Below are 26,303 nucleotides of genomic sequence, written 5' to 3' on the forward strand. Positions count from 1 at the left end.
CATATTCATCTCCAACGCCGGGTTTATCTCCATGAAAAGAATGTTGCCTTACCTCCTCAGTGCCGCCCTTTCCCTCGTTCCAGTCGCTTTTTCCCACGCTGCTACTGCCCCTGCACCTGTCCAACTGATCGTCCTGAGTTCCGGCGGGATCATGGGTGCGTTCAAGGCTGTTGCGCCCGATTACGAACAGAGGGCCGGCGTAAAGCTGCAAGGCGAGGTGGCGCCATCGATGGGCGCGACGCCCCAGGCGATTCCCAACCGACTGGCCCGCCACGAGCCGGCCGACGTGGTGCTGATGGTGGGTGCAGCGCTGGACAAGTTGATCAAGGACGGCAAGGTCGATCCGAAAACCCGCGTCGATCTGGGCAAATCCTACATCGCCATGGCCGTGCGCCATGGCGCGCCGCACCCTGACATCAGCACCATGGAAGCCTTCAAGCAGACCCTGCTGGACGCCAAAAGCATCGCCTATTCGGACAGCGCCAGCGGCGTGTACCTGTCTCGCGTGCTGTTCAGCCAGATGCACATCGCCGACCGGATTCAGAGCAAAAGCCGCATGATCCCCGCCCAGCCCGTCGGTGAGGTCGTCGCAGGCGGAGACGCCGAGATCGGCTTTCAGCAGTTGAGCGAGCTAAAGCCGGTGGACGGCATCGACATCATCGGCCTGATCCCCGACCAGGCACAGCAGATGACGCTTTACTCGGCGGGCGTCGTAACCCAGAGCAAACACCCTGAACAGGCCAAACAGTTTCTGGAGTTTCTGAGTTCATCGGCAGCCGCCCCGGCGATCAAAGCCAGCGGCCTGGACCCGATCGCGAAGTAACTGCGGACGCAGCAGGGCCACCTGTTGAAGAGTGATATGTGTGGGAGCGACCGGGGTGGCGCTCCACCTTGCTCGCGAAGAGGCCCGTACATCCGCTAGAGCGTCGGCGGTTGAAGGATCGTCCTCGTGAGCAAGCTCAATCCCACACTGGACCGCATCGCAAGCACAGTAGATGGGGCTATTTAAGTACCAACTCAATTAACTCACCGCGCACTTCATCACCCTCGATGTGCAGCATGCCCACCGTGATCGGCAATTTGAACCGTCGCGGTCCGGCGCTGCCCGGGTTAATGAACAGCACGCCATCCCGCGTCTGCTGCACAGGCCGATGGGAGTGCCCGGTGATCACTACTCGCACCCCGTCCGGTAAAGGGGCCGGCACATCGGCCAGTATGTGCGTGGTGTAAATCGCGACATCACCGATACGCAAAACCGCTTCATGGGGTACGTCGCAAGCCCAGGCATCATCGGTATCGTTATTGCCACGCACCACCGTTAGTGGCGCGATGGTTTTCAGTGCGTCGAGGATTTCCGGCTTGCCGATGTCGCCGCCGTGGATCAGGTAATCGCAGCCCTGCAACGCTTCAAGTGCCTGAGGACGCAGCAGGCCGTGGGTATCCGAGATCAAGCCGACTTTTACGCTCATTCTTCAGCTCCCCGGCGCCGACAGGGCGGCCTGCTTCGATTGCACGCGTTTCATGCTGATCATCGCCAGCAACGCGACGACGGCCACCAGCGAGGCGAAGAACTCGCCCACATGCTCCAGGCCAAACACCCGCACGCTGAAACCAACCGCCACCACCGGCACCGAGATCGACACGTAAAGCACCACGAAGAAGGCAGACGTGACCGCTGCCTTCTGATCAGCCGGGCTGCTGGCGGTAACCGCGCCCATGCCGGCGCGCAGGATCATGCCCTGGCCGACGCCTGCCACCAGACCCGCCGCGACCAACAGTCCCAGCTGCGACGTGGCAATGCTCAGCCCCAAGCAGATCATCCCGACAATCAGCCCGACGCAGCCGAGGGTCATGTGCCTGTCCTTGGGCAGCACCTGAAGCAACGCCTGGCCGATGATCGACGCGACGAAAAACAACCCGATCACGGCACCGATCAACAACCCCCCTTGCTCGTGCATGATGTGGATCATCACCGACGGGACCATGCTGGTGAATAATCCTGCCACGCTGAAACCTGCCAGCCCGGCGATGGACGCGGAGATAAACACGCTGCGCACGGACGCCGGAACCGATGGTTTCTGAATACCCAGTTTCAGCGTGTGCGGGCGCTGCACGGTCTCCCGAATCAGGGCAATACCGACAGTCGCCAGTACCAGCATTACCAAGTGCACGTAGAACACCAGATGCAGCGCATCCGGCAGAAACTGCGAGGTGAAGCCGGCCAGCAAAGGCCCGATGCCGAGGCCGAACATATTGGCGGCCGTGGCCACCAGCGTGGCGTTTTTCCAGGTCTTGGGGGCGAGTTCGATGACAGCAACCGTTGCCGTGCCGGTCATGATGCCCGCGCTGAAACCGGAGAAAAGCCGTCCGATCAGCAAACCGCCAATCGAATCGCTGAGCAGAAAGATAACCGCGCTAATCGCCCCCATTGCCAGCCCTGCCAGCAACAGCGGCTTGCGCCCCAGTTGATCGGACCAACTCCCGACCGCCAGCAACGCTGCGATCACGCCCGCTGCGTAGATTGAGAAAATGATGGTCAGCCAGCTTGCATCGAAGCCGAGGCGTTGTTGATAGAGGGCATACAGCGGCGTGGGCAGCGTGGTGCCGACCATGGCAATGAGCAACGCGCAGGCGGCGAAGATGAAGTCGCGCGATGAAGTTGAAGCAGGCAGGGACATGAGCGCTCCGGGCACTGGATGAACAAGACACGCAGTGTCGCTGATACCGATCAGGCAAGGTAGACCTGCGAGCGCCGTCGGAGGCTTGTGCTCAGGCAGTTTTGACGAATATGTGAACATATTCATCATCATGTTAAACACTTTGACTTTGCACGCTTCTCGCCTCTTCGACCGTATAAGACCCCCAACAAAGCGATACCGTGGTGGCAATAAGGCCAATACGACAGATTTAAAAAACCGCAACACCCGATACAACAAAAGACTTTTACTGAATGGAAGAATAATTAAAAGTGTGCACTAATCCGCTGTTTGGCTAACCCGGGAAAGTTCTTTAGAGTCGCGCCCTTAATACCGGCTCAACAGTGAAAAACGTGTGAATAACGATCTACAACTTGTGAAATCAGCACTGGCGCGATTCGGCGTCATGCTGGCGCTTACGCTCTTCAGTATCGGCATGGTGTTCATCGACATCTTCGTCGCCAAGACCGACATCCTCGAAACCTCGTTCACCGAGGTCAGCCAGGAAGTCATGCTGGCAATCATCGCCGGTCTGTTTTGGCTTTCGGCGCGGCAGCCGGGGCAACGTGGCGTCGGCATCCTGATTGGCGGCTTTTTCGCCTGCATGCTGATCCGTGAGCTGGACGGGCTGTTCGATCCGATCAGTCACAGTTTCTGGCTGTGGCCTGCGCTGCTCACCGCTGGCACCTGCGTCTATAAGGCCTTGGGTTACAAGAACGCGTGGCGCGATGTGGTCTCGGGGCTCGCCCGTTTTTCTCTGCGTCCGGCGTTCGGTTTCATCATGGCCGGTTTGTTGGTGCTGATCTTCTCGCGACTCTTCGGCATGGGTTCGCTGTGGCACGGCATCCTTCAGGGCGGCTACGCGCGGCTGGCGAAAACCACCGTTGAAGAAGGCGTCGAACTGCTGGCCTACAGCATCTGCCTGGGCGGCGCGCTGGACTACTTTCTGGAGCTGCGCCGGGATCTCTCGCGCTTTGACGAACTCACCGAATTGCAGATTTCCATGCCCGTCAAAGCCCGACGTCGCGCTGTTGCCGAAGCCATGGAAACCAGCGTCTGACGCTGGCGGCCGGGTATCGACCGCGCGTCATCAGACATTCACCCAGCCCCCGAAAATAAAGGCGTCGGTTTGCATGCCCGCGCCGACACGGGCATCCCTTTCGCGCCCTCCATCGTGCTAGCCTTGGCACTCTTTGGAGGGATGCGACTGCCCCGCAGGTTGTCCCGGATTTCAGGCAGCCAATCGCCCATGAGCAAGAAAACCCCCGTCACCATTTCTGACATCGCCCGTCGTGTGAACATGACCCCTGTCACTGTTTCCCGGGCGCTGAACAAACCCGATCTGGTCAAGCCCGCCACGCTCGCACGCATCCTGGAAGTGGCGCACGAACTCGATTACGTTCCTAATGCGTTTGCCCGCAGCCTCAAGCGCAGCGAGAGCATGATCATCGGTGTTATTACCGCGTCGGTGGACAACCCCTTCTACAGCGAGATGATCAAGGCGATCTCCCGCGAGGCGAAAACCCGCGGTTACACCATCATGCTGGTTGACACCGACGGCTCCGAAGAACTCGAAGCCAAGGCTGTGGACACGCTGCTCAGTTACCGCGTGGCTGGCATCGTGCTGTCGCCGGTGTCGGACGAGCCGGCGTACCAGCCGGTCTATCTCAGCCGCCTCAGTAACGGCGACATTCCCGTGGTGCAACTGGACCGCGCATTGCCTGCCAGCCCATTCAGTCATGTGGTGCTCGACAACTATCACAGCGGCCTGAAGGGTGCGCGTTACCTGCTGGCGCAGAGCCCGGCCATGGGACGCATGCTGGTGCTGACCGGCCCCGCCCATTCGCGGATTTCCGAGGAACGTCTGAAGGGCGTGAAGGCCGCGATTGCCGAGAGCGGCAAGCCGGTACAGCTGGATGTGTTTGCCGGGGACTACACCCTGGAACCGTCGCACCAAAGCACGCTGGATTACCTGCGCAATCAGCCGCTGCCGGACGCGATTTTCGGCTTCAACCAGCTCATCACGCTGGGCGCCATGAAAGCCCTGCGCGACCGAGATATTGCCCACCACAGCGTGGCCATCTGCGGCATCGACCGGTTGCCGTTCGCCGACATCTTCGGCATCCCCATCGCCTGCATTGCCCACGACGCCTCGCTGGCCGGAAGCAGCGCGGTAAAACTGCTGCTGGAGCGAATCGAGGATCGGCATCTGCCGAAGGCGCAGGTGGTGATTGTCGGAGAGCTGGAGAATGGCGCGGCGGGGTGATTTTTCATCCGCAACCCTCGCTGTAAAACCTACGAGCTCTCAGGGCAGATGCAGATCTTGTGGGAGTGAGCTTGCTCACGAAGGCGGCAGTACACTCGCTAAATCCCCTTCGCCTGGAATGACGCCTTCGCGAGCAAGCTCGCTCCCACAGGAAGTGTGGCTGATCCGCAATACTGTCGGCGCCTGGGCTGGCCTCTTCCCGGCTAAAGCCGATCCCACTAAAAGCAGCGTGCATTCTGTGGGACCGGCTTCAGCCGGGAAGCTTTTGATCTTGATCGTTCCCCTGCTCTGCGTGGGAATGCATCCCGTGACGCTACGCGTCACCCTCCCCGGCCTGAATGCGCGTCGTCTGCGGGACGCGGAGCGTCCGAGGCGGCGTTACCATGCAGAGCGTGGGAACGATCAGACGGATATCTGGTGTTTGAGATAAAGCCTTCGCGAGCAAGCTCGCTCCCACAGGAAGTGTGGCTGATCCGCAATACTGTCGGCGCCTGAACTGACCTCTTCCCGGCTAAAGCCGGTCCCACTAAAAGCAGCGTGCATTCTGTGGGACCGGCTTCAGCCGGGAAGCTTTTGATCTTGATCGTTCCCCCCGCTCTGCGTGGGAATGCATCCCGTGACGCTCCGCGTCACCCTCCCCGGCCTGAATGCGCGTCGTCTGCGGGACGCGGAGCGTCCGGGGCGGCGTTACCACGCGGAACGTGGGAACGATCAAAAGGGGGATTTTGGCTTGATGACAACCATAGAATCTCCCACAAGAGGCTCGCATCAAGCCTCAACACTTGCGTCAAAACCGAGCGTCCTAGCGGCTCGTGTAACCCCCATCAATCGGCAGCGACACGCCACTGATCATCGACGCCGCGCTGCTCAGCAGGAACAGGATCGGCGCCGCGACTTCTGCGGTTTCGGCGAAGCGGCCGAGGGGAATCGCCGCCAGCGCCGGGTCGCGTTTGCTCGGCTCGCTCCAGGCCATCTGTGCCATGGGCGTCAGCGTGACGGTGGGGTTGACGCTGTTGACGCGAATCCCATGACGCCCCCACTCACCACACTGCACACGGGTCATGGCATCCATCGCGCCCTTCGACGCGCAATAGCTCAGGTGATCGTCCAAAGCCACCAACGAGGCCTGGCTCGACACATTGACGATGCTCCCCGCCACGCCTTCACCGATCATCTTCTTCGCCACCGCTCCCGCGATCATCGCAGCCGCGCGCACATTGACCGCCATGACCTGATCGAACGCCGCAGCGCTCACCTCGGTCGCGGACTCCAGTATGGAAATCCCCGCGCAGTTGACCAGGCCGTGCATCACTGGCAAGTCCGCCAACAGTGCGGCCAATGACGGCTGATCGGCCACGTCCACACGCAAGACCTGACAGCCCTGCCCCGCCAGTTTCTCCAGAGCCGATGCGTCGCGACCCAGGGCATAGACCTCGGCGCCACTGTTCAGCAGTTGCTGCGCGACCTCCCAGCCGATGCCGCTGCTGGCGCCGGTGACCAGAATGCGCTGGCCGCTGAAATCAAATTGAGCCGTGTTCACAGTCACGCTCCCTGCAAACGATGCATGATCGGTTTCAGCGCCGGGTACAGCGCCACGTAATCGGCGAACAGTCGCGAATACAACTCGACGTTCTCCGCTTGAGGCTCGGCCCGTAGCTCCAGTTGGACCCAGCCTTTGTGGACCTGTGCCTCATCCACCAGACCGACCGCATGAGCAGCGAGCAGCGCGGCGCCGAGCGCCGCTTCGACTTCCTGCACGATGGTGTAGACCGGGAAGTCGGTGACGTCGGCGATGATTTGCATCCACAGGTCCGAGTGGCTGGCACCGCCGACCACGATCAGCCGAGGGTCCAGGGATTGCGCGCCTTTGGTGCCCGCTTCGATGTTGTGCCGAAGCGCGAACGTGACGCCTTCGAGCACCGCGCGGTAGAGGTGAATCCGGCTGTGATAGAGGCTCAGCCCGACAAAGCTGCCGCTGGCTTTGGCGTCCCACACCGGGCTTCGCTCGCCCATCAGGTAAGGCTGGAACAACACGCCGTCGCTGCCGGCCGGGATCTTCATCGCCGCGCGTTCGAGAATCACGTGGCTGTCTTCGCCGCTCTCGCGGCCCTGCTGCTCTTCGGCCTGGCAGAACTGCTCGCGAAACCAGCTGACCGAGGCGCCGGCGGTGATCGCGCCGCCGAAGATGTAGAGGTCTCTGGCGCCGTTGAAGACGTGGGGGAAACTGACCAGACCGTGCCGGGCGTCGACCTGCTGATTGAGGTAGCCCCAGCACATGCTGGTGCCGATCATTGCCACATGGTTGCCGGCCTGAGTAACGCCCGCGGCGAAGGTCGCCATGGCGGCATCGACACCGCCGCCTAGCAGTGGGATGCCAGGGGTAAGCCCAAGCCGATCAGCCCATTCGGGCAACAAGCCGCCGACCACATCACCGGAATGAACGAGCCGCTGGGGCATCATCGACATCGGGATGCCCAGTGCATCGAGCATTTCTGCCGACCAGCCCCGCGCCTGGACGTCATAGACCCCGCCGATGTTGCCGGCAGAGCTGTGATCCACCGCGACCTCGCCGGTCAGGCAGTAATTGATGTAGCTGTTGGGCGGCAGCAGATAGCGCGTGTCAGCCCAGACCTGCGGCTGTTTGTCCTTGAGCCAGAGCATTTTGGTGAAGCCGTAATAACTGTCTACCGAGTTGCCAGTGATCGTGTAAAGCCGCTCCAGATCCACGTGCTGATTGACCCACTCCACCTGTGCTTCGGCGCGGCGGTCCATCCAGATCAGGCACGGATACAAGGGTTTGATCTGCGCATCGACCGCAATGCCGGAGCCGCCATACAGGCTGCTGACACACAGGGCTTTGACGCTGTCCCTGGGCAAGGCGCTCTTGCGCATGCACGCAGCAACGCAGATTTCCACGGCGTCGAGCCAGACCTGCGGCCATTGCTCGGCCCAGCGCGGTTTGGGGGTGTCGACCTTATAACTGTGGCTGTGCTGCGCGATGATCTGGCCTTGGGCATCGACCAGTAACGCCTTGGTGCTTTGGGTGCCGATGTCGACACCGATGACGTAATCCATCCGGGTGCGCTCTTGTTGTTATTGGGTTGCTTGAGGCGTGCCACGGTCCCTTGTAGGAGCAATCGGAGGGTACGACGGTCGCGAAAGCGTTGTGTCAGGTAAACCGCATCGCGGCCGTCGTAACCTCCGGTGGCTCCTACAGAAACAGCGTTATCCGTTAACGGGCTTTAGCAGCACCTTGATCGACTTGGTCGAGTCCGCCAGTGCGAACGCTTCGGCGTAGTCGTCCAGACCGAAGTCATGGGTGACGATGCCTTCGGACGTCACCAGCCCGCGTTCGAACAGGTCGATGGCAATCGGGTAGCAATACGGGCCCAAGTGAGCGCCGCGTACGTCGAGTTCCTTGCGGTCGCCGATGATCGACCAGTCAGCGCTGGTCTCGGCACCGAACACGCTGAACTCCACAAAGCGGCCCAGCTTGCGGATCAGGTCAAGGCCTTGGGTAACGCCGATCGGCACGCCCGTGGTCTCGATATAAACGTCGCAACCATAGCCGTCAGTGAGGCCGTTGATGATCTCTTTGGCGTTGTCGCGGCTCGGGTTGATCACCACGTCGGCGCCGAATTTTTTCGCCAGCTCCAGACGCTCGTCGACCATGTCGATGACCACCAGCTTCTTCGGCGTTTTCAATGCAGCCACTTGCACCATGCAAAGGCCCAGCGTGCCGGCACCGGCGATCACCAGCACGTCGTCGAGCTGAACATCACCGCGGTTGACGGTGTGAATCGAACAGGCCATCGGCTCGATCAACGCAGAATCTTCCAGCGACACAGACTCGGGGATGTGATGCACGATGGCGGTTTTCGGGATGCGCATGTACTGCGCCATGCCGCCCTCGGCGACGTCCTTCTGGAAGCCGAAAATGTTGTGCACCTCGCACATCCAGTACTTGCCGGATTTGCAGAACTTGCACTTCTCGCAAGGGACGATTTGCTCGGCGATAACCTTGTCACCCACCTTCACGCCGAAGTGCTCTTCAGCGCCCTCGCCCACCGAATCGACGTAGCCAAAGAACTCGTGGCCCGGCACCACAGGCGCCTTGACCCACGGGCTCTCGCCGCCCCAGAACATCGCTGCGCCCGAGTGGCATTTGCAGTCACTGGCGCAGATCCCGCAGGCACCGATGCGGATCACCAGTTCATTGGCACGGGCGACGGGCTTGCTGATCTGCTCCAGACGGTAGTCTTTCGGCGCATGGCAGACGACGGCTTGCATGGTGTTTGTTGTGTTTTGTTCCATGTCGGTTCACCTGTTTGTGTAGTTAGGTGGCGAATATCGCGCCACCGTTTTTCATCTCGGATTCGTGTGTACCAGGGCCGGCCCCTTCGTGAGCAAGGTGAAGCGCCACCCCGGTCACGCCCACAGGTTCTGGGCATGGCCGTAAAGTTGGTCGCATCGGCCGTCTGTGGGGGCGAGCTTGCTCGCGAAGAGGCCAGCGCAGTCACCCCACACCTTAATTGTGCCGCTGCCGACTGATGAAGATCGCCAGCAAAATGATTCCGCCCTTGATCACGCTTTGCACATAGGGCGAGACGCCCAGCATGTTCAAGCCGTTGTTCAGCACGCCCAGGAGCATCGCGCCCACCAGCGTGCCGATGATTACGCCGCGACCGCCGGCGATCGACGCGCCGCCCAGTACCACGGCTGCGATGGCATCCAGCTCGAAACCGACGCCAGCGTTCGGTTGCCCGCTCATCAGCCGCGACGACAACACCAGCCCCGCAATCGCCGCCGTCAGCCCGCTGATCGAGTACACCAGCAGCTTGAACCGCGAGGCGCGCACGCCGGACAGACGCACGGCTTCCTCGTTGCCGCCGATGGCATAAACGTAGCGGCCCACCCGCGTGTGCTGCAGCAGCACCCAGGCGAAGAAGTAGGTCGCCAGCATGATCAAAATAGGCACCTGAATGCCGAACAGCGTGCCGCGCCCGAACCAGGCGAACCAGTCCGGCATGCCTGCAATCGGGTAGCCGTCGGTGTACATCAGGCCCAGCCCGCGGGCGATGCCCATGGTCGCCAGCGTGACAATGATCGGCGGCATTTTCAGGTACGCGACGAAGATGCCGTTGCCCACTCCGAAGCCCACGCCAATCAGCAAACCGATGAGGATCGCGATCGGCGCCGGGACGCCTGCGACCATCAGCCCGGTGGTCAGCGTGCCGGACAAGGCCATCACCGGACCCACTGACAAATCGATGCCGCCGGTGAGAATCACGCAGGTCATGCCGACCGCGATGATGGCGTTGATCGACACCTGGCGGGCGATGTTTTCCAGATTCGCGCCGGTGAGAAACTTGTCGCTGGCGAAGATCATGAAGACCGTCACCACCACCAGGCCAACGAACGGGTAAAACGCTGGCGATCGGATCAATCGAGCGAAGTTGAGCTTCATCCGGTTGGGCTGTGCGGTCATGGGTTTAATGGAGGTGTTCACTGTTCAGGCTCCCGGTGGCGTGGCGCATCACTTCCTGCGGATTGATGGCCGAAGCCTCCAGCACATTGACGATAGCGCCCTTGTTGAAAACGGCCACGCGGTCGCACATGCCGATGATTTCCGGCAGTTCTGAAGAGATCATGATGATCGCGAAGCCTTGTTCGGTGAGTGTGCGCATCAGGGTGTAGATCTCCGCTTTCGCGCCGACGTCGATGCCTCGGGTCGGCTCGTCGAAGATCAGGATGTCGCAGTGGTGATTGATCCAGCGCGCGATCACCACCTTCTGCTGATTGCCGCCGCTGAGATTAATGACCCGGCTTTCACAACTTGGCGCCTTGATCGACAGCTGCTTCATCAGCTCGGCAGTGGTGGTGTCTTCCTTGTGCCGGTCGAGCAGGTGCGCCGCGCTTTCGTACTTGCCCAGATTGTTCAGGGAGATGTTCTCGCGAATGGTGAAATCGACGATCAGCCCTTCGCTCTTGCGGCTTTCCGGCAACAGGCCGATGCCACTGGCCAGCGCTTGCGCCGGATCATTGAGGTGCGCCGGCTGACCGCGCAACAGCAGATCCTTGCTGACCACCGGCAACGCGCCAATCACGCCCAGCGCCAATTCCGTGCGCCCGGACCCCACCAGCCCGGCGAAGCCGAGAATCTCGCCCTTGTGCAGATTGAAGCTGTTGTGCGGGCCATTACGGGTCAGCTGAATGTCACGCACTTGCAGCACCACTTCGCCCTGGGCCCGGGACTGTTTGGGCGGAAAGTTCGCTTCCAGACGCCGCCCCACCATCATCTCCACCAGCGTGTCGATGTCGCTGTTGGCGACGGTCAAGGCGCCGACGTTGGCGCCATCACGCAGCACGCTGATGCGGTCGCAGACCTGAAAGATTTCCTCCAGGTGGTGGGAGATGAAGATCACCGCCACGCCCTGGCTTTTCAGCTCGCGCATGATGTCGAACAACAGCTCGGCCTCGGACGGGGTCAGGGTGGCGGTGGGTTCGTCGAGAATCAGCAAACGCGCTTCAAGGGCCAACGCCTTGGCGATCTCGACAAACTGCTGCTCGGCCACGCTCAAGTGCTGCACCGAGCAATCCAGATTGATCTTCACCCCAAGCCGGTCGAACAAGGCGATGGCTTTCTCGCGCATCTCGCCTTTGCGCAGCAAGCCGAAGCCGTTGACGATCTCGTGGCCGAGGAAAATATTCTCCACGGCATTGAGATAGGGGATCAGGCTGAATTCCTGAAAGACGATGCCGATGCCGGCGGCAATGGCCTCGTTGTAGGTCGCGAAATGCTGCTCCGCACCGTCAATGAGAATGCTGCCTTTGTCCTGATGCTCGACGCCCGCGAGGATCTTCATCAGGGTCGATTTGCCCGCACCGTTTTCACCGAGCAGCGCGTGAATTTCGCCGCGCTCGACCTGCAGGTTGATCGACTTGAGCGCCTGCACGCCGGGGTAGCTTTTACAGATGTTTTCCAATTGCAGAAGGCAGCTCATGGGCACCTCGTCGCAGCACAACATCGCTGCGCAGCTCACATCAATCCGTGGCGCTCGCCTGGGCCAAAAAAAATCTCAGGCGAGCAGCGCCACGCCCGTTACCAGCTGAAGGTTTTCGCCTTCGCCTGATCCACCAGCAGGATGTCGACCGGAATGGTCGCCGGGACTTGTGAGCCCCACTTCTTGGCGAGCGCCAGCCCCAGGGCCAGCCGTACCTGGTCGCGAGGGTATTGAGCGGAAGTGGCGATGAACTTGCTGTTGGGCTTCTGGATTTCTTTAATGGCTTCGGGCGCGCCGTCGACGCTGGTCAGCTTGACGTCCATGCCGCTGGACTCGATGGCCGCCAGGGCGCCGAGGGACCCGTTGTCGTTGACGCTGAACAGGCCTTTGAGATTGGGCTGCGCCTGCAGCATGTTTTCAGTGACAGTCAGCGCTTGATCACGCTCCTGCTTGCCGTTCTGAATGCTGACAATCTTGATGTCTTTGTACTTGCCCAGGGCTTCCTTGCAGCCGCGCACGCGCTCAAGAATCGGCACCACCGCGATGCCGTCGAGAATTCCGACGTCGCCCTTCTCGCCGATGTTCTTGGCCAGGTAATCGCAGGCCTGCACGCCGGCGTCGAAGTTCTTCGAGCCGACGAAGGAGTCCAGCGGGCCATTGGCCTGAGCGTCCACCGCGACGACCACCACGCCTTTGTCATGGGCCTGCTTGACGGCGGACTGAACGCCGACCGAATCGGTCGGGTTGATGATCAGGATATCGATGCCTTTCTGCAGCATGTCTTCAATGTCGCTGATCTGCTTGGACACATCATGACGCGCGTCAGTGACCAGCAGCGTGGCACCGATGCTGGTAGTGGCGTCCTGAAGGGCGTCCTTCATGGTCACGAAATAGGGGTTGTTGATCTCTTGAAACGAGGCGCCGATTTTCAATGGGCCGGTCTTGGCGGCGTCTGCGGCCTGGACAGTGACGGCACTGCCGCAGGCGACGGCCACGGCGAGTGAACAGAGAGCGGCGGAAAAGCCCTTCTTGAGGCGAGTTGTCATAGCGAAAAATCCCGTTGTTTTTATTGTTAAAGCGGAAATGTCATCGTTAACATTTTTGAAATTAGCAGAGAAAAAGAGGGTTCGCAATATCCGCCCGTGACCGTTGGTAAGCCTGGCAGGACGACCGCTGGCGAGTTTCCCGAGCTGGCGCGTTGACAGCGTACAAATCTCTGCCGATACTCCAAATCGCGTTGTACGACAACGCATAACCGATAACAAAAATAAAAAGGAATGCTTCCATGACGATGACAGTCAATCGGCGCCTGTCGCCCCGCGTTATCCGCCACACCTCCCCCTCTCTTTGTGTTCCACCCGCCTCACTCGTGCGTGTGCGTGCGTGTGTTTTCGCCGACGCACCCGCAAGCGATTGATCAACGACGGTCGTTTTGATCAGGCAGTGAGCCTCATTCAAAACCGGTGACGTGAGCACCCCTGTCCACGCCTGCGGCGCCTCGGCGGCGACCTTCGGTGCGGGACCGTTTTGTCAGCAGAAAGGGAGAACAATAAGAAATGAAGATCCAGACCAACCGTTCGTGGCTGTTGCTTGGCGCTGGCAGCGTCGCGTTCAGCCTGCCATTGATGAGCCTCGCTGAAGGCTTTATCGATGACACCAAGGCCACGCTCAACCTGCGCAATGCCTACTTCAACCGCAACTTCACCAACGCGGCGAATCCGCAGAACTACGCCGAAGAGTGGACGCAAAACTTCATTCTCGATGTGAAATCGGGCTTTACCCCGGGCACGGTTGGCTTCGGCCTCGATGTGCTGGGCCTCTACTCGCAGAAGCTCGACGGCGGCAAAGGCACCGGCGGTACTCAGCTGTTGCCTATCCATGATGACGGACGCCCCGCCGACAACTTTGGCCGCCTCGGTGTGGCAGCCAAGGCGCGGCTCTCCAATACGGAATTGAAGATTGGTGAATGGATGCCGGTGTTGCCGATCCTGCGTTCCGATGACGGCCGGTCGCTGCCGCAAACCTTTCGCGGCGGGCAGATCACCTCCAAGGAAATCGCCGGCCTCACGCTGTACGGCGGCCAGTTCCGCGGCAACAGCCCACGCAACGACGCGAGCATGGAAGACATGTTCATGAACGGTAAATCCGCCGCGTTCAAGTCGGACCGCTTTAACTTCGGCGGCGGCGAATACACCTTCAACGAAAAGCGGACCCAGGTCGGGCTCTGGTACGCGCAGCTGGAAGACGTCTATCAGCAGGAGTTTCTGAACCTCATCCACAAGCAGCCGATCGGTGACTGGACCCTGGGCGCCAACCTGGGCTACTTCCTCGGCAAAGAGGACGGCAACAAGCTGGCCGGCGAGCTGGATAACAAGACCGCCTACGCGATGCTGTCCGCCAACTACAAAGGCAACACTGTCTACCTCGGCCTGCAGAAGGTTTATGGCGATGACCAGTGGATGCGCGTCAATGGCACCAGCGGCGGCACCCTGGCCAACGACAGCTACAACTCCAGCTACGACAATGCCAAGGAGCGCTCCTGGCAACTGCGTCACGATCTGGACTTCGCGATATTCGGCATCCCCGGCCTGACGATGATGAACCGCTACATCAGCGGCGATAACGTGCACACCGGCACCGTGACTGACGGCAAGGAGTGGGGACGCGAGTCCGAGCTGGCGTATACGGTGCAGAGCGGCACGTTCAAAAGCCTCAACGTGCGGTGGCGCAACTCGTCGATGCGGCGTGATTACAGCACCAACGAGTTCGACGAAAACCGGGTGTTTATCAGCTACCCGATTTCGCTGATGTAAGGGGCAAACGCTGTCGCATGCAGTCAGTCGGACCGGCTTTGGTCGGGAAGACGTTGGCCGTCACACCGCAAACGTGATGCTGCTCGAACTGACCTCTTCCCGGCTGAAGCCGCTCCCACCCTAGGCATGCATACCCCCTGGTGGGACCGGCTTTAGCCGGGAAAGCGTCGGGCGTCACACTGCAATGTGAAAGCACGGCATTCCCTCGGCATCTGCGCAGTTCGGACGAACATTTCAGACAGGCGTCGGATGGCTTACACCTTCGTCGCGTTGACAAAATTTGCGGGCCCTGTTGATAATCCCGCAAGCGTCATACGACAACCGATGACACCATAAAAACAACATCAGAATCAGGGCTTCCCACGATGACTGAATTCAACGCCCAGGCCCCGCTCAACCGCATTTTGCTGACGGGCGCCGCTGGCGGCCTCGGTAAAGTCCTGCGCGAAAGCCTGCGTCCGTTTGCCAAGATCCTGCGTCTTTCCGATATCGCCGACATGGCTACGGCAGCCGGCCCTCACGAAGAAATCCATCGCTGCGACCTGGCCGACAAAAACGCGGTTCATCAGTTGGTCGAAGGCGTCGACGCCATCGTCCACTTTGGCGGCGTCTCTGTTGAGCGGTCTTTCGAAGAGATCCTGGGCCCGAACATCTGCGGCATCTTCCATATCTACGAAGCGGCGCGCCGGCATGGCGTGAAGCGGGTGATCTTCGCCAGCTCTAACCACGTCATCGGTTTCTACCGTCAGGATGAAGTCATCGACGCCAGCGCCATGCGTCGCCCGGACAGCTACTACGGTCTGTCGAAATCCTACGGCGAAGACATGGCCAGCTTCTACTTTGATCGCTACGGCATCGAGACTGTCAGCATCCGCATCGGCTCTTCATTCCCTGAAGCACAGAACCGCCGCATGCTCGCCAGTTGGCTGAGTTACGACGACCTGACCCAGCTGATCGAACGCGGACTCTTCACCCCGAACGTCGGCCACACCATCGTTTATGGCGCTTCGGACAACAGCACGGTCTGGTGGGACAACCGCCTGGCCAATCACTTGGGCTATCAGCCGAAAGACAGTTCCGAACAGTTCCGCGCCAAAGTCGAGGCGCAGCCGATGCCGGCTTCCGACGACCCCGCCATGGTGTACCAGGGCGGTGCGTTCGTGGCGTCCGGGCCGTTTGGCGACGAGTAAGACTCAACGACGACCAGGCCGACTGTGAGGTCGGCCTCTTATAATAAAAATCACGGAATGATCGTCATGGACGCAGAGCTGATTCTCGATGCACGTAATGCAACCGGTGAGTCGCCGGTCTGGAACGCCCAGGAACAGGCGCTCTACTGGGTCGACATTCCGGCCCGTCGCCTCCATCGCTGGAGCCCGCAAGACGGTCTCACCGCCAGCTGGGAGACGCCGGAAATGCTCGCCTGTATCGCCCGCTACAGCGACGGCAGCTGGCTGGCCGGCATGGAGAGCGGCCTGTTCCGCATTTATCCCCAGGACGACGGCACTGTTACCACGCAGGTGCTCAGCAGCGTCAAGCACGCCAGCGACAACATGCGCTTCAACGACGGTCGCTGCGACCGCCAGGGCCGTTTCTGGGCCGGCACCATGTTCATGGACATGGCGAAGGCACTGGCCGTGGGTTCGCTGTATCGCTACAGCGCCGGCCAGACCGATCCGCTGACTGCCCAGCTTACCGACATGATCGTACCCAACGGCCTGGGCTTCAGCCCGGACGGCCGCGTCATGTACCTCTCGGATTCACACCCTTCCGTGCAGAAAATCTGGGCGTTTGATTACGACACCGACACCGGCACGCCGCACAACCGCCGCCTGTTCGTGGACATGAACCAATACGCCGGCCGCCCCGACGGCGCAGCGGTGGACGCCGATGGCTGCTACTGGATCTGCGGCAACGATGAAGGCGTGATCCATCGTTTTACGCCTGCGGGCAAGCTGGATCGCTCGCTGAGTGTGCCGGTGAAAAAGCCCGCCATGTGCGCCTTCGGCGGCTCGAATCTAGACACCCTGTACGTCACGTCCATCCGCCCCGGCGGCGACCTCAGCGACCAGCCCCTGGCCGGTGGCGTGTTCGCGCTAAACCCTGGCGTCAAGGGACTCGAAGAACCCCTGTTCAAGGGCTGAGCCTCAGGCCAGCTCCGTCGCTCCACCGCAGTAAAAGCCCCAACGTTCTATCTGAAAAAACAATAACAACACCGGAGAACATCCATGGACGTCAAACGCAAGTTGCTCCTCGCCGCACTCCCTCTGGCGCTGTGCCTCTCAAACACAGCGCTGGCGGACATCAAAATCAAGTTTGCCGAAGTACACCCCGCAGGTTACCCGCCCGTTGTCGCTGAACAGGACATGGGCAAAAAGCTGGTAGAGCAAAGCAAAGGCGAGATCAGCTTCAAAATGTTTGCCGGCGGTGTGCTGGGTTCAGAGAAGGAGGTCGTTGAGCAACTTCAAGCTGGCGCCATCCAGATGACCCGCGTCAGCCTCGGCATCGTCGGCCCGGTGGTACCGGAGGTGAACGCGTTCAACCTGCCGTTCGTATTCCGTGATCACGCCCACATGCGCAAGGTGATCGACGGCCAGATTGGCCAGGAAATGCTGGACAAGATCACCAACTCCAACTTCAACCTCGTGGCCTTGGCATGGATGGACGGCGGCACGCGCAACCTTTACACCAAGAAGCCGGTTCGCGACATTGCCGATCTCAAAGGCATGAAAATTCGTGTTCAGGGCAATCCGGTGTTCATCGACACCATCAACGCCATGGGCGGCAACGGCATTGCCATGGCGACCGGTGAAATTTTCAGCGCGCTGCAAACGGGTGTTATCGACGGCGCTGAAAACAACATGCCGACGCTGCTTGAGCATAACCACTATCAGAACGCCAAGTTCTACACCCTCACCGAGCATTTGATCCTGCCTGAGCCCGTCGTGATGTCGAAGAAGACCTGGACCGAGCTGAGTTCGGACCAGCAGGCGCTGGTGAAAAAGCTGGCCGTCGAGGCGCAAGCGGAAGAGCGCGTCCTGTGGGACAAAAAGTCAGCCGAGAGCGAGGCCAAGCTGAAGGCAGCGGGCGTCGAGTTCATCACGCTCACGCCAGATCAGAAGAAAGCCTTCTACGACGCGACGGCGAGCGTACGCGCTCAGTACGGCGCGCCTTATGCCGACTTGATCAAGCGTATCGAAGCCGTTCAATAAGCCCTTCAGCCCGATAGCACTGCGGTGGCGGCCCCGGCCGTTCACCGTCGTTGTGGTGAGCCTATGAAAAACACGATTCTGCGCTTCAATGACGCACTGTATCGCCTCTGCATCGGGATCGCGGGCCTGTCGATGCTGACCATGGCGCTGATCATCCCGTGGGGCATCTTCGCCCGCTACGTCCTGGGCACCGGCTCCAGCTGGCCGGAACCCACCGCCATTCTGCTGATGGTGGTGTTCACCTTCTTCGGCGCCGCCGCAAGTTATCGGGCCGGTGCGCACATGGCGGTCAACATGGCCACCGACCGCCTGCCAGAAAACGCACGTAATGCTGCCGCAGTGCTGGTGCAAATCCTGATGGCGGTGGTCTGCGTGTTCATGGCGGTCAAGGGCATGAAGCTGTGCCTGAATACCTGGAACCAGTTTCTGGGTGAGATGCCTGCGCTGCGGGTTGGCATCTCCTATCTGCCGATTCCCATCGGCGGCGTACTGACGCTGATCTTCGTCCTGGAGAAGCTGTTTCTGGGTGACCAGCGTCACCGTCGGGTGGTGAGTTACGACGTGGTCGAATCCAGCGAAGAGGCAGCATGATGGACGCATTTATTCTGTTGGGCAGCTTCATCGCGCTGATCCTGGTCGGCATGCCTGTGGCGTTCGCCCTCGGCCTGTCTGCACTGATCGGCGCGTGGTGGATCGAGATCCCGTTCGACGCGCTGATGATTCAAGTCGCGGGTGGCGTGAACAAGTTCTCGTTGCTGGCGATCCCGTTCTTCGTACTGGCCGGCGCGATCATGGCCGAGGGCGGGATGTCCCGTCGGCTCGTGGCGTTCGCCGGTGTTTTGGTGGGCTTCGTGCGCGGCGGCCTGTCGCTGGTGAACATCGTCGCCTCGACGTTCTTCGGTGCCATCTCCGGCTCGTCAGTTGCCGATACGGCGTCAGTGGGTTCTGTGCTGATCCCGGAAATGGAGCGCAATGGCTATCCCCGCGACTTCTCTACGGCGGTGACGGTGAGTGGTTCGGTGCAAGCATTGCTGACACCGCCTAGCCATAACTCGGTGCTGTACTCGCTGGCCGCCGGTGGCACGGTGTCGATCGCGTCGCTGTTCATGGCCGGGATCATGCCTGGCCTGCTGCTCAGCGCTGTGTTGATGGTGCTGTGCATGATCTTCGCCCGTAAGCGCAACTACCCCAAGGGCGAAGTGATACCGCTGCGCAAGGCGCTGAAAATCGCCGGTGAAGCCCTGTGGGGCATGATGGCGATGGTGATCATCCTGGGCGGCATTTTGTCGGGCGTGTTCACGGCCACCGAGTCCGCAGCGATCGCAGTGCTGTGGGCGTTCTTCGTCACCATGTTCATCTACCGCGATTACAAATGGCGCGACCTGCCCAAGCTGATGCATCGGGCCGTGCGCACGGTTTCCATCGTGATGATCCTGATCGGTTTTGCTGCCAGCTTTGGTTACATCCTGACGCTGATGGAAATCCCGATGAAGATCACCACGGCGTTTCTGACGCTGTCGGACAACCGCTACGTGATCCTGATGTGCATCAACGTCATGTTGTTGCTGCTGGGCACGGTAATGGACATGGCGCCGTTGATCCTCATCCTCACCCCGATCCTGCTGCCGGTGATCGTCGGCATTGGCGTCGATCCGGTGCACTTCGGGATGATCATGCTGGTCAACCTGGGCATCGGTTTGATCACGCCGCCTGTAGGGGCCGTGCTCTTCGTGGGCGCTGCGGTGGGCAAGGTCACGATCGAGGCCACAGTGAAAGCGCTGCTTCCCTTCTATGTCGCACTTTTCCTGGTACTGATGGTGGTGACGTACATTCCTGCGATCTCGCTGTGGCTGCCAAGCGTGGTGCTGTAAATCAGCTGAGCTAAAGCACTGAAAAAACGCCCTCACTCTGAGGGCGTTTTGTTTATTGTCCGCGTAGACACCCCTCCCCTGTTTCACCGCCGAAACCGACTTAGACATATTCAGTGACACAAATACGTTACGCATCGCGACCTCTCTAACTGCAGCGTTCTGCGTCGATCTGTTTCATAAACGGACAGAAACCAGCACTTTTTAGATGAAAATAAACATTTGGAAATATTATCTTCTTGCGCATGGATAAACCTGTGCTAGCTGCTAGTCTCTGGCCTCGCCCGGCTGAAACGGTACATCTCAAGCAGTAGGTCCGATGGGCTTCTTAGTTCCTCTGTCTACGTCATGAGGTTGCGCCAGATGCCTTACACGACTTTTTCGGAAGCTCAGGTGAAGAGCTTGATCAATGCCATCGAAAGCGACGGATACGCTGTCTTGCCGGACTGGGCCAGCCCGTCCCAACTCCAGTCGCTGCAAGCATTGGTCGCCCGAACCGTTGCCGAGTGCGGCAATGACTACGTGGCCCTCTCGGGCCGACAGGCCGTGCAAGGAACGCCGCTCCATGAATGGGGCACGTCGCGGGATTTCATCGATTTATGCCGACGCATTGTGGCGGGCGTCACCGGCGATCGCTCCAGCGAAAACGGCATGACCCAGACGTTACGCTGCCTGACCGGCAGCGGCGGGCGTCGCGAATCGCTAATCTTCCACTACGACTCGTTTGTGCTGACCACCATCATGCCGGTCTGCATGCCCACCAGCGGAGAGCGCGGCGACCTGCTGATGCTGCCGAACCGGCGGCCGATCCGCCGTACCTATTTCGCCAACCTGCTCGACAAGGTCCGGGTAGACAACGGCTGGATGCAGCGCCGCCTCAGGAACAAAGTCGCGAAGGATGACAGCGACTTTACCCGCATCGCCATGCAACCCGGCCACCTGTACCTGTTCTGGGGCTATCGCTCACTGCACACCAACATGCCCGTGGCCGAAGACGCCTTGCGCGCCACGGCGGTGTTTCACTACCAAAACGTCCATGGCAGCAGCTCGCTGGCCAGCCGACTGCGTCGATCACTCGGTACCTGGAAGGGTCAAGGGCTGCAAGAAGACGCGCCGCAGATATGAGGTTGTCCAGTGGGGCAGACTGCTATGCAGACCTCATGATGCAGCCTTCATTGTGGTTTTCAATCCGAGGCATCGACCGAGACGCGATTGCGCCCGTTTTTCTTGGATTCGTACAGCGCCTGATCCGCCCGTTCGATCAGCATCTTGTAGTCGTCCATGGGCGAAGTCATGTCAGCGACACCCAGGCTGATCGTGCAATGAATGGCTTCGCCTTCCTGCATGACGTCCAGCGCCTCGACGGCGGCGCGCAGACGCTCGGCAAATATGGCGCCGCCCTGCTTGTCGGTGTCCGGCAGCAGCACTGCGAACTCTTCGCCACCGTAACGGCCAGCGATGTCAGCGTCACGGATGTGCTCACGCACCACGTCCGCCACCCGCTGGATGACCCGATCACCGCATTGATGGCCAAAGGTGTCGTTGACGCGCTTGAAGTGGTCGATGTCGAACATCACCAAGGCCGCCGATGAGCCGTAACGCACGTGCCGCGCATGCTCCAGACGCAGCGCTTCTTCCCAGTGACCGCGGTTGTACAGACTGGTCAGGCGGTCAGTGCTCGACAGCTTCTGCAGCTCGCGGTTGGCCGCCTGCAATTGCAGACGGTTCGTCGCCACATCGGTGACGTCGTAGATCACCAGACACACATGGCTCACTACTCCGGTCGTGGACCGCAGCGGATACATCGTGGTGTTCTGGTACATGAAGTCTTCTTGCCCGGTGATGGGCTGATAGCTCTTGAAATGAACCAGATAAGGGCGCTGCTCCCAGATCGTGAACGCTGGCGTGCCGAGGGTAATCACGCTGTCGATCTTGTTCTTCAGCCAGCGCTCGTTGATCTCCGGGAACAACGAAAAGAACGAACGGGTCGCCGCTTCATACGACAGTATTCCGGAACGGTTCTCCATGAAGGTGTTCCAGACCTGCACCCGGTACTCCTCATCCAGCACCACCACGCCGACGTCGATGTTCTGCGTCACGGTGAGCAGCCAGTGCAATTCTTTGAAATCGATACGATCGTTCATGAATCAGCTCATCAAATGGGCGAGTTTCCGCGACAGCAGCTCGACCGAGTCCTCGGTGAACAACATCAACAGATCGAAATGGATGTTATGGCCTTCCAGGCTGTAACTGATCTCCACAGCCAGCGTCTTCTTCCAGCGCCGCTCGTTGAGGCGGATCAGCTCTTCAATGCCGCTGTGCAAGCCCAGCACTTGGGGGTGGCTTTGGGAAAAAGCGACGTCGAGCTGTTCGGCAATGCCGCTCAGACAGGCGCCGATCAGGATGGAAGACAAGTCCAGCAACATCTCCATGTCAGAGTAGTCGGCGTCGTCGACCTTCATCAGCTGCGCCATATCGGCGATTTCCGAATCATGGAACAACAACAGCGCTTCGCCGGCGATGCCGCCACCGATATAGCCCTGACACACCGCCGTGAGCCGGTCATTGGCCTGGGCATCGGACAACGCCATGTGCAACTCGCCCACTTCCAGCATATTGACGTTGGGCACCGGCAGTTGCACAAACACCCCCAACACCCTCGCCAGCAACGCGGCCGCGCGGCCCATCGCGACGTTCACGGTCTCGCGGAATGCATCATTGAAACTGATGGGGGTCTGGTCGACGCTCAATGCCGGGGCGACCCACTGATTGGCGCTCTCCCCCAGCAAGCCCAGCCGCTGAAGGGTCTGCTGCAACTGATCTGGATCGGCCGGTTTTTTCAGAAACGCGAGTGCGCCCAGTTCAAGGGTACGGCGCACAGCCTCTTCCTGAACGTCGCCGGAGACAATAATGACGCTGGTTTGCAGGTTTTCCGCGCGAATGGCGGCCAACGTCTGGTAGCCGTCCATGTCCGGCATTGTTAGATCCAGCAACACCACGCTGCCCAGGCCCTGACGAATCGCCTCGACCCCTTCACGGCCATTGGTCGCCGTGGTCACTGACACATCCCACTCAGGCGGCAGGGATTTCATCAGCTGTTTCCGCGCCATATTGGAGTCGTCGCAAATCAACAAGGGAATCGTGGGCATTTACTTCTCACAGCAAAAGAGTTTCAGGCCTGGGCCGATGCAAGGCAGCACCATTGTGGTGAACAATGCTTCGCACCAGACTGTAGTTGATAACGGCTTATCAAGGTATTGAGCCTGTGGGTAGATTCTTCACCCAATCCACAACGGGCTGCGTGATATGCAAGTAATGTGCTCATCAACATTCGATCATTCCGAACAGATGGATTTAATCCTCTCATTTGGATAGGAGTCGCGCTGGAGCGTAACGCAGCGCGCGTGCCGAGCCTACGTCATATGCTTCCGAGCTAGCGGAGCAGGCTAGAAGACCCATGGAAATCAACGCACAAAAAAGCCCCGACGCGAGCGCCGGGGCTTCTGATGACCACATCACCGTGGCCTTCGGATGAACCGCGAATCATTCAGCTGACGACTATCCCACTGTCAGCCGATCATTCCGCAGGTTCTACCGAATGGAGTTACTCAGCTTTCAGGCCATCAGCCGAGACAGCCTTAACGCCTTTGATTTTCTTGGTGATTGCTACAGCAGTAGTTTTCTGTGCTTCAGTCACAGCAACAGTCGACGACAGGGAAACCACGCCTTTGTTGGTCTCAACCTTGATGTCGGAGCCTGGAATGCCTTTCTCGGTTACCAGGTCAGCTTTGACCTTGGTGGTGATCCAAGTGTCAGAGGTAGCCTCTTTGGTTTTGGCGACTTCGTTTGCAGCTACAGTCATTGGAGCTTGAGCAGAGGTCTGAGCCATGGCTACGTTAGCCATAGTCAGAGTCAGAGCAGTGGCGGTAGCAGCAGCAATAGCGAACTTCTTCATACGGGTAACTCCTGTTTTTCTCAGAATCTGCGCCAATCTGGTTGGCTGCAGGGTTACCTATATGTCGCAAGCGGTGTGCCAACCTTCGGCTTGATAAATATTCGTTATAAATCAATAGGTTATATTTTAATGGATCCGCAGTTGTCGTGCAGATTGCCCGCTTTAAGAAAGTTCCACTTGCAAGATGCATGTTCTGACGAGCCGCCGCAGTGTTGTTTTCGCTTCTAAGCCATTAATTGCACTCAAAAAAAAGAGCCCCGAAGGGCTCTTTTTATCAGCTAAAGGAGAAAGGGTTTAAACCCCCGACGCCTTGGCAGCTGCGACATCTTTGATCGACAGCTTGATGCGACCGCGATTGTCCACGTCCAGCACCAGAACTTCGACTTCCTGACCTTCTTTCAAGATGTCGGTGACTTTCTCTACGCGAGCGTCGCTCAACATGGAGATGTGCACCAGACCGTCTTTGCCCGGCAGGATGTTAACGAACGCACCGAAGTCGACGATGCGCTCAACCTTGCCGATGTAGATCTTGCCGATCTCGGCTTCAGCGGTAATACCCAGAACGCGCTGACGTGCAGCTTCAGCCGCTTCCTTGGTTTCGCCGAAGATCTTGATCGAGCCGTCGTCTTCGATGTCGATCGACGCTTTGGTCTCTTCGCAGATGGCACGGATGGTCGCGCCGCCTTTGCCGATCACATCACGGATCTTGTCGGTGTCGATCTTCATCGCGATCATGGTCGGCGCGTTTTCCGACAGCTCGGTGCGCGACTGACCGATGATGGTGTTCATCTGACCCAGGATGTTCAGACGCGCTTCCAGCGCCTGACCCAAAGCGATCTCCATGATCTCTTCGGTGATGCCCTTGATTTTGATGTCCATCTGCAGCGCGGTCACACCTTTGGCGGTACCGGCTACTTTGAAGTCCATGTCGCCCAGGTGGTCTTCGTCACCCAGGATGTCGGTCAGGATGGCGAACTTCTCGCCTTCTTTAACCAGACCCATGGCGATACCGGCAACCGGCGCCTTCATCGGAACACCAGCGTCCATCAAGGCCAGCGAAGCACCACAGACCGAAGCCATGGAGCTGGAACCGTTGGACTCGGTGATTTCCGATACGACACGGATGGTGTACGGGAACACGTCGGCAGCAGGCAGCATGGCCTGAACCGAACGGCGGGCCAGACGGCCGTGACCGATTTCACGACGACCTGCGCCACCCATGCGACCACACTCGCCCACCGAGAACGGAGGGAAGTTGTAGTGCAGCATGAACGGGTCTTTTTTCTCGCCTTCGAGGGTGTCGAGCAGCTGAGCGTCACGGGCAGTACCCAGGGTGGCCACGACCAGCGCCTGCGTTTCGCCACGGGTGAACAGTGCCGAACCGTGAGTCTTCGGCAGAACGCCGACTTCGATGTTCAACGGACGCACAGTCTTGGTGTCGCGACCGTCGATACGCGGCTTGCCGTTGACGATGTTTTCGCGAACGGTGCGGTATTCGATTTCACCGAACGCCGCTTTGACTTCGCTGGCGGACGGGCTGCCGTCTTCAACAGCCAGCTTGGCAACGATCTGATCCTTCAGCTCACCCAGGCGAGCGTAGCGATCGGCCTTGACGGTGATGGTGTAGGCCTCGGAGATTGCTGCGCCGAACTCGGAGCGGATAGCGCCCAGCAGTTCAGTGGCTTCGGCTTTCGGCGCCCAGTTCCAGGTTGGCTTGGCAGCTTCGGCGGCCAGCTCTTTGACGGCCTTGATGACCGACTGGAATTCGTCGTGGGCGAACAGCACAGCGCCCAGCATCTGGTCTTCGGTCAGTTCTTTGGCTTCCGATTCAACCATCAGTACCGCTTCTTCGGTACCGGCAACGACCATGTCCAGGCTCGATGCTTTCAGTTGCTCGTAAGTCGGGTTCAGCAGGTAGCCGGTGCTCTCGTGGAAAGCAACGCGCGCGGCACCGATCGGGCCGTCGAACGGAATGCCGGAGATGGCCAGGGCAGCCGAAGTACCGATCATCGCAGCGACGTCCGGATCGGTTTTCTTGCTGGTGGAGACGACAGTGCAGACAACCTGCACTTCATTCATGAAGCCTTCTGGAAACAGTGGGCGGATCGGACGGTCGATCAAACGCGAGGTCAGTGTTTCTTTTTCGGAAGGACGGCCTTCACGCTTGAAGAACCCACCAGGGATCTTGCCAGCGGCGTAGGTCTTTTCCTGGTAGTGAACGGAAAGAGGGAAAAAGCCTTTGCTTGCGTCTGCATGCTTGGCGCCGACCACAGTCACGAGAACGGTGACGTCGTCGTCAACGGTGACCAATACAGCACCAGAGGCTTGACGGGCAATGCGGCCAGTCTCGAGGGTTACGGTCGATTGACCGAATTGAAACTTCTTGATTACCGGGTTCACGGTTTCCTACCTTCTTTGTGGCTCTTGGGGAACTGGTTTCTTGCGAATTCTTGGGCAGCGAGGGGAATCGGACCCTTCGGCAGCCCAGA

Annotated in this window: 22 protein-coding genes; 10 read left to right on the forward strand and 12 right to left on the reverse strand. The window is 59.6% G+C overall.

All coding sequences use genetic code 11. The features are described from left to right. Positions 1-31 precede the first annotated feature (31 nt). A complete protein-coding gene (locus AC3ISG_RS20840; protein WP_272632605.1) occupies positions 32-823 on the forward strand; it encodes a substrate-binding domain-containing protein in 792 nt (263 codons plus the stop codon). Positions 824-1,001: 178 nt separating this feature from the next. Here the strand turns inward: AC3ISG_RS20840 and AC3ISG_RS20845 are convergent, their stop codons facing one another. Both AC3ISG_RS20845 and AC3ISG_RS20850 read right to left on the reverse strand, forming a co-directional pair. Next, positions 1,002-1,469: a metallophosphoesterase family protein gene (locus AC3ISG_RS20845; protein ID WP_489297858.1), complete on the reverse strand. Its 468-nt coding sequence runs from the start codon at positions 1,467-1,469 to the stop codon at positions 1,002-1,004. A 3-nt stretch (positions 1,470-1,472) separates the two neighbouring features. Continuing rightward, positions 1,473-2,678, reverse strand: coding sequence for an MFS transporter (locus tag AC3ISG_RS20850; RefSeq protein WP_122536658.1), 1,206 nt, complete (start codon positions 2,676-2,678; stop codon positions 1,473-1,475). Positions 2,679-3,051: 373 nt separating this feature from the next. Between AC3ISG_RS20850 and AC3ISG_RS20855 the strand changes: the two genes are divergently transcribed. Continuing rightward, positions 3,052-3,756 carry a hypothetical protein gene (locus AC3ISG_RS20855; protein WP_163023114.1) on the forward strand — a complete coding sequence of 235 codons (705 nt, stop codon included), beginning with the start codon at positions 3,052-3,054 and terminating at the stop codon, positions 3,754-3,756. Between the two features lie 189 nt (positions 3,757-3,945). Next, positions 3,946-4,962, forward strand: a complete 1,017-nt coding sequence (locus AC3ISG_RS20860) for a LacI family DNA-binding transcriptional regulator (protein WP_122536656.1) — start codon at positions 3,946-3,948, stop codon at positions 4,960-4,962. An 802-nt stretch (positions 4,963-5,764) separates the two neighbouring features. Here AC3ISG_RS20860 and AC3ISG_RS20865 read toward each other — a convergent pair. The 6 genes from AC3ISG_RS20865 to AC3ISG_RS20890 all read right to left on the reverse strand — a co-directional run bounded on the left by AC3ISG_RS20865 (position 5,765) and on the right by AC3ISG_RS20890 (position 13,012). Further along, positions 5,765-6,502, reverse strand: coding sequence for an SDR family oxidoreductase (locus AC3ISG_RS20865; protein WP_489297859.1), 738 nt, complete (start codon positions 6,500-6,502; stop codon positions 5,765-5,767). Between the two features lie 2 nt (positions 6,503-6,504). After that, positions 6,505-8,037, reverse strand: coding sequence for an FGGY-family carbohydrate kinase (locus tag AC3ISG_RS20870; protein ID WP_489297860.1), 1,533 nt, complete (start codon positions 8,035-8,037; stop codon positions 6,505-6,507). Between the two features lie 150 nt (positions 8,038-8,187). Beyond that, positions 8,188-9,276 carry an alcohol dehydrogenase catalytic domain-containing protein gene (locus AC3ISG_RS20875; protein WP_172610686.1) on the reverse strand — a complete coding sequence of 363 codons (1,089 nt, stop codon included), beginning with the start codon at positions 9,274-9,276 and terminating at the stop codon, positions 8,188-8,190. Between the two features lie 214 nt (positions 9,277-9,490). After that, positions 9,491-10,450 carry an ABC transporter permease gene (locus AC3ISG_RS20880; RefSeq protein WP_489299567.1) on the reverse strand — a complete coding sequence of 320 codons (960 nt, stop codon included), beginning with the start codon at positions 10,448-10,450 and terminating at the stop codon, positions 9,491-9,493. 4 nt (positions 10,451-10,454) lie between these two features. Further along, the gene (locus AC3ISG_RS20885) at positions 10,455-11,966 is read right to left on the reverse strand and encodes a sugar ABC transporter ATP-binding protein (RefSeq protein WP_489297861.1); all 1,512 of its coding nucleotides are present in this window, start codon (positions 11,964-11,966) and stop codon (positions 10,455-10,457) included. 98 nt (positions 11,967-12,064) lie between these two features. After that, positions 12,065-13,012, reverse strand: coding sequence for a substrate-binding domain-containing protein (locus AC3ISG_RS20890; protein WP_489297862.1), 948 nt, complete (start codon positions 13,010-13,012; stop codon positions 12,065-12,067). Between the two features lie 510 nt (positions 13,013-13,522). Between AC3ISG_RS20890 and AC3ISG_RS20895 the strand changes: the two genes are divergently transcribed. The 7 genes from AC3ISG_RS20895 to AC3ISG_RS20925 all read left to right on the forward strand — a co-directional run bounded on the left by AC3ISG_RS20895 (position 13,523) and on the right by AC3ISG_RS20925 (position 20,984). Continuing rightward, a complete protein-coding gene (locus tag AC3ISG_RS20895) occupies positions 13,523-14,779 on the forward strand; it encodes an OprD family porin (RefSeq protein ID WP_489297863.1) in 1,257 nt (418 codons plus the stop codon). A gap of 365 nt (positions 14,780-15,144) precedes the next feature. Next, positions 15,145-15,969, forward strand: a complete 825-nt coding sequence (locus AC3ISG_RS20900) for an NAD-dependent epimerase/dehydratase family protein (RefSeq protein WP_122535437.1) — start codon at positions 15,145-15,147, stop codon at positions 15,967-15,969. Between the two features lie 66 nt (positions 15,970-16,035). After that, on the forward strand, positions 16,036-16,923 hold the full coding sequence (locus AC3ISG_RS20905) for a glucurono-1,5-lactonase (RefSeq protein WP_489297864.1): 888 nt from the start codon (positions 16,036-16,038) through the stop codon (positions 16,921-16,923). Positions 16,924-17,007: 84 nt separating this feature from the next. Then, positions 17,008-17,991 carry a TRAP transporter substrate-binding protein gene (locus AC3ISG_RS20910; protein WP_489297865.1) on the forward strand — a complete coding sequence of 328 codons (984 nt, stop codon included), beginning with the start codon at positions 17,008-17,010 and terminating at the stop codon, positions 17,989-17,991. 63 nt (positions 17,992-18,054) lie between these two features. After that, positions 18,055-18,582: a TRAP transporter small permease gene (locus tag AC3ISG_RS20915; RefSeq protein WP_122535434.1), complete on the forward strand. Its 528-nt coding sequence runs from the start codon at positions 18,055-18,057 to the stop codon at positions 18,580-18,582. Continuing rightward, positions 18,582-19,862, forward strand: coding sequence for a TRAP transporter large permease (locus AC3ISG_RS20920; protein WP_489299568.1), 1,281 nt, complete (start codon positions 18,582-18,584; stop codon positions 19,860-19,862). Before AC3ISG_RS20915 ends, AC3ISG_RS20920 begins: the two co-directional genes overlap by 1 nt. 360 nt (positions 19,863-20,222) lie before the next feature. Further along, positions 20,223-20,984, forward strand: coding sequence for a hypothetical protein (locus AC3ISG_RS20925; RefSeq protein ID WP_489297866.1), 762 nt, complete (start codon positions 20,223-20,225; stop codon positions 20,982-20,984). 59 nt (positions 20,985-21,043) lie between these two features. Here the strand turns inward: AC3ISG_RS20925 and AC3ISG_RS20930 are convergent, their stop codons facing one another. The 4 genes from AC3ISG_RS20930 to pnp all read right to left on the reverse strand — a co-directional run bounded on the left by AC3ISG_RS20930 (position 21,044) and on the right by pnp (position 26,214). After that, on the reverse strand, positions 21,044-22,003 hold the full coding sequence (locus AC3ISG_RS20930) for a sensor domain-containing diguanylate cyclase (RefSeq protein WP_122622796.1): 960 nt from the start codon (positions 22,001-22,003) through the stop codon (positions 21,044-21,046). Positions 22,004-22,006: 3 nt separating this feature from the next. After that, a complete protein-coding gene (locus AC3ISG_RS20935) occupies positions 22,007-23,008 on the reverse strand; it encodes a response regulator (protein ID WP_122535430.1) in 1,002 nt (333 codons plus the stop codon). Positions 23,009-23,463: 455 nt separating this feature from the next. Next, positions 23,464-23,814 (reverse strand): BON domain-containing protein, encoded by a 351-nt coding sequence (locus tag AC3ISG_RS20940; protein ID WP_122535429.1) that lies wholly within the window; start codon positions 23,812-23,814, stop codon positions 23,464-23,466. A 294-nt stretch (positions 23,815-24,108) separates the two neighbouring features. Further along, on the reverse strand, positions 24,109-26,214 hold the full coding sequence (gene pnp / locus AC3ISG_RS20945) for a polyribonucleotide nucleotidyltransferase (protein ID WP_122622794.1): 2,106 nt from the start codon (positions 26,212-26,214) through the stop codon (positions 24,109-24,111). Positions 26,215-26,303: the final 89 nt, after the last annotated feature.

The organism is Pseudomonas sp. GL_135 (assembly GCF_057834665.1).

Bases quoted from the DNA above. Each gene is read 5' to 3' on its own strand.
- AC3ISG_RS20840 (WP_272632605.1), top strand. From the start codon at position 32: ATGAAAAGAATGTTGCCTTACCTCCTCAGTGCCGCCCTTTCCCTCGTT.
- AC3ISG_RS20845 (WP_489297858.1), bottom strand. From the start codon at position 1,469: ATGAGCGTAAAAGTCGGCTTGATCTCGGATACCCACGGCCTGCTGCGT.
- AC3ISG_RS20850 (WP_122536658.1), bottom strand. From the start codon at position 2,678: ATGTCCCTGCCTGCTTCAACTTCATCGCGCGACTTCATCTTCGCCGCC.
- AC3ISG_RS20860 (WP_122536656.1), top strand. From the start codon at position 3,946: ATGAGCAAGAAAACCCCCGTCACCATTTCTGACATCGCCCGTCGTGTG.
- AC3ISG_RS20870 (WP_489297860.1), bottom strand. From the start codon at position 8,037: ATGGATTACGTCATCGGTGTCGACATCGGCACCCAAAGCACCAAGGCG.
- AC3ISG_RS20875 (WP_172610686.1), bottom strand. From the start codon at position 9,276: ATGGAACAAAACACAACAAACACCATGCAAGCCGTCGTCTGCCATGCG.
- AC3ISG_RS20880 (WP_489299567.1), bottom strand. From the start codon at position 10,450: ATGACCGCACAGCCCAACCGGATGAAGCTCAACTTCGCTCGATTGATC.
- AC3ISG_RS20885 (WP_489297861.1), bottom strand. From the start codon at position 11,966: ATGAGCTGCCTTCTGCAATTGGAAAACATCTGTAAAAGCTACCCCGGC.
- AC3ISG_RS20890 (WP_489297862.1), bottom strand. From the start codon at position 13,012: ATGACAACTCGCCTCAAGAAGGGCTTTTCCGCCGCTCTCTGTTCACTC.
- AC3ISG_RS20895 (WP_489297863.1), top strand. From the start codon at position 13,523: ATGAAGATCCAGACCAACCGTTCGTGGCTGTTGCTTGGCGCTGGCAGC.
- AC3ISG_RS20900 (WP_122535437.1), top strand. From the start codon at position 15,145: ATGACTGAATTCAACGCCCAGGCCCCGCTCAACCGCATTTTGCTGACG.
- AC3ISG_RS20905 (WP_489297864.1), top strand. From the start codon at position 16,036: ATGGACGCAGAGCTGATTCTCGATGCACGTAATGCAACCGGTGAGTCG.
- AC3ISG_RS20910 (WP_489297865.1), top strand. From the start codon at position 17,008: ATGGACGTCAAACGCAAGTTGCTCCTCGCCGCACTCCCTCTGGCGCTG.
- AC3ISG_RS20915 (WP_122535434.1), top strand. From the start codon at position 18,055: ATGAAAAACACGATTCTGCGCTTCAATGACGCACTGTATCGCCTCTGC.
- AC3ISG_RS20920 (WP_489299568.1), top strand. From the start codon at position 18,582: ATGGACGCATTTATTCTGTTGGGCAGCTTCATCGCGCTGATCCTGGTC.
- AC3ISG_RS20925 (WP_489297866.1), top strand. From the start codon at position 20,223: ATGCCTTACACGACTTTTTCGGAAGCTCAGGTGAAGAGCTTGATCAAT.
- AC3ISG_RS20930 (WP_122622796.1), bottom strand. From the start codon at position 22,003: ATGAACGATCGTATCGATTTCAAAGAATTGCACTGGCTGCTCACCGTG.
- AC3ISG_RS20935 (WP_122535430.1), bottom strand. From the start codon at position 23,008: ATGCCCACGATTCCCTTGTTGATTTGCGACGACTCCAATATGGCGCGG.
- AC3ISG_RS20940 (WP_122535429.1), bottom strand. From the start codon at position 23,814: ATGAAGAAGTTCGCTATTGCTGCTGCTACCGCCACTGCTCTGACTCTG.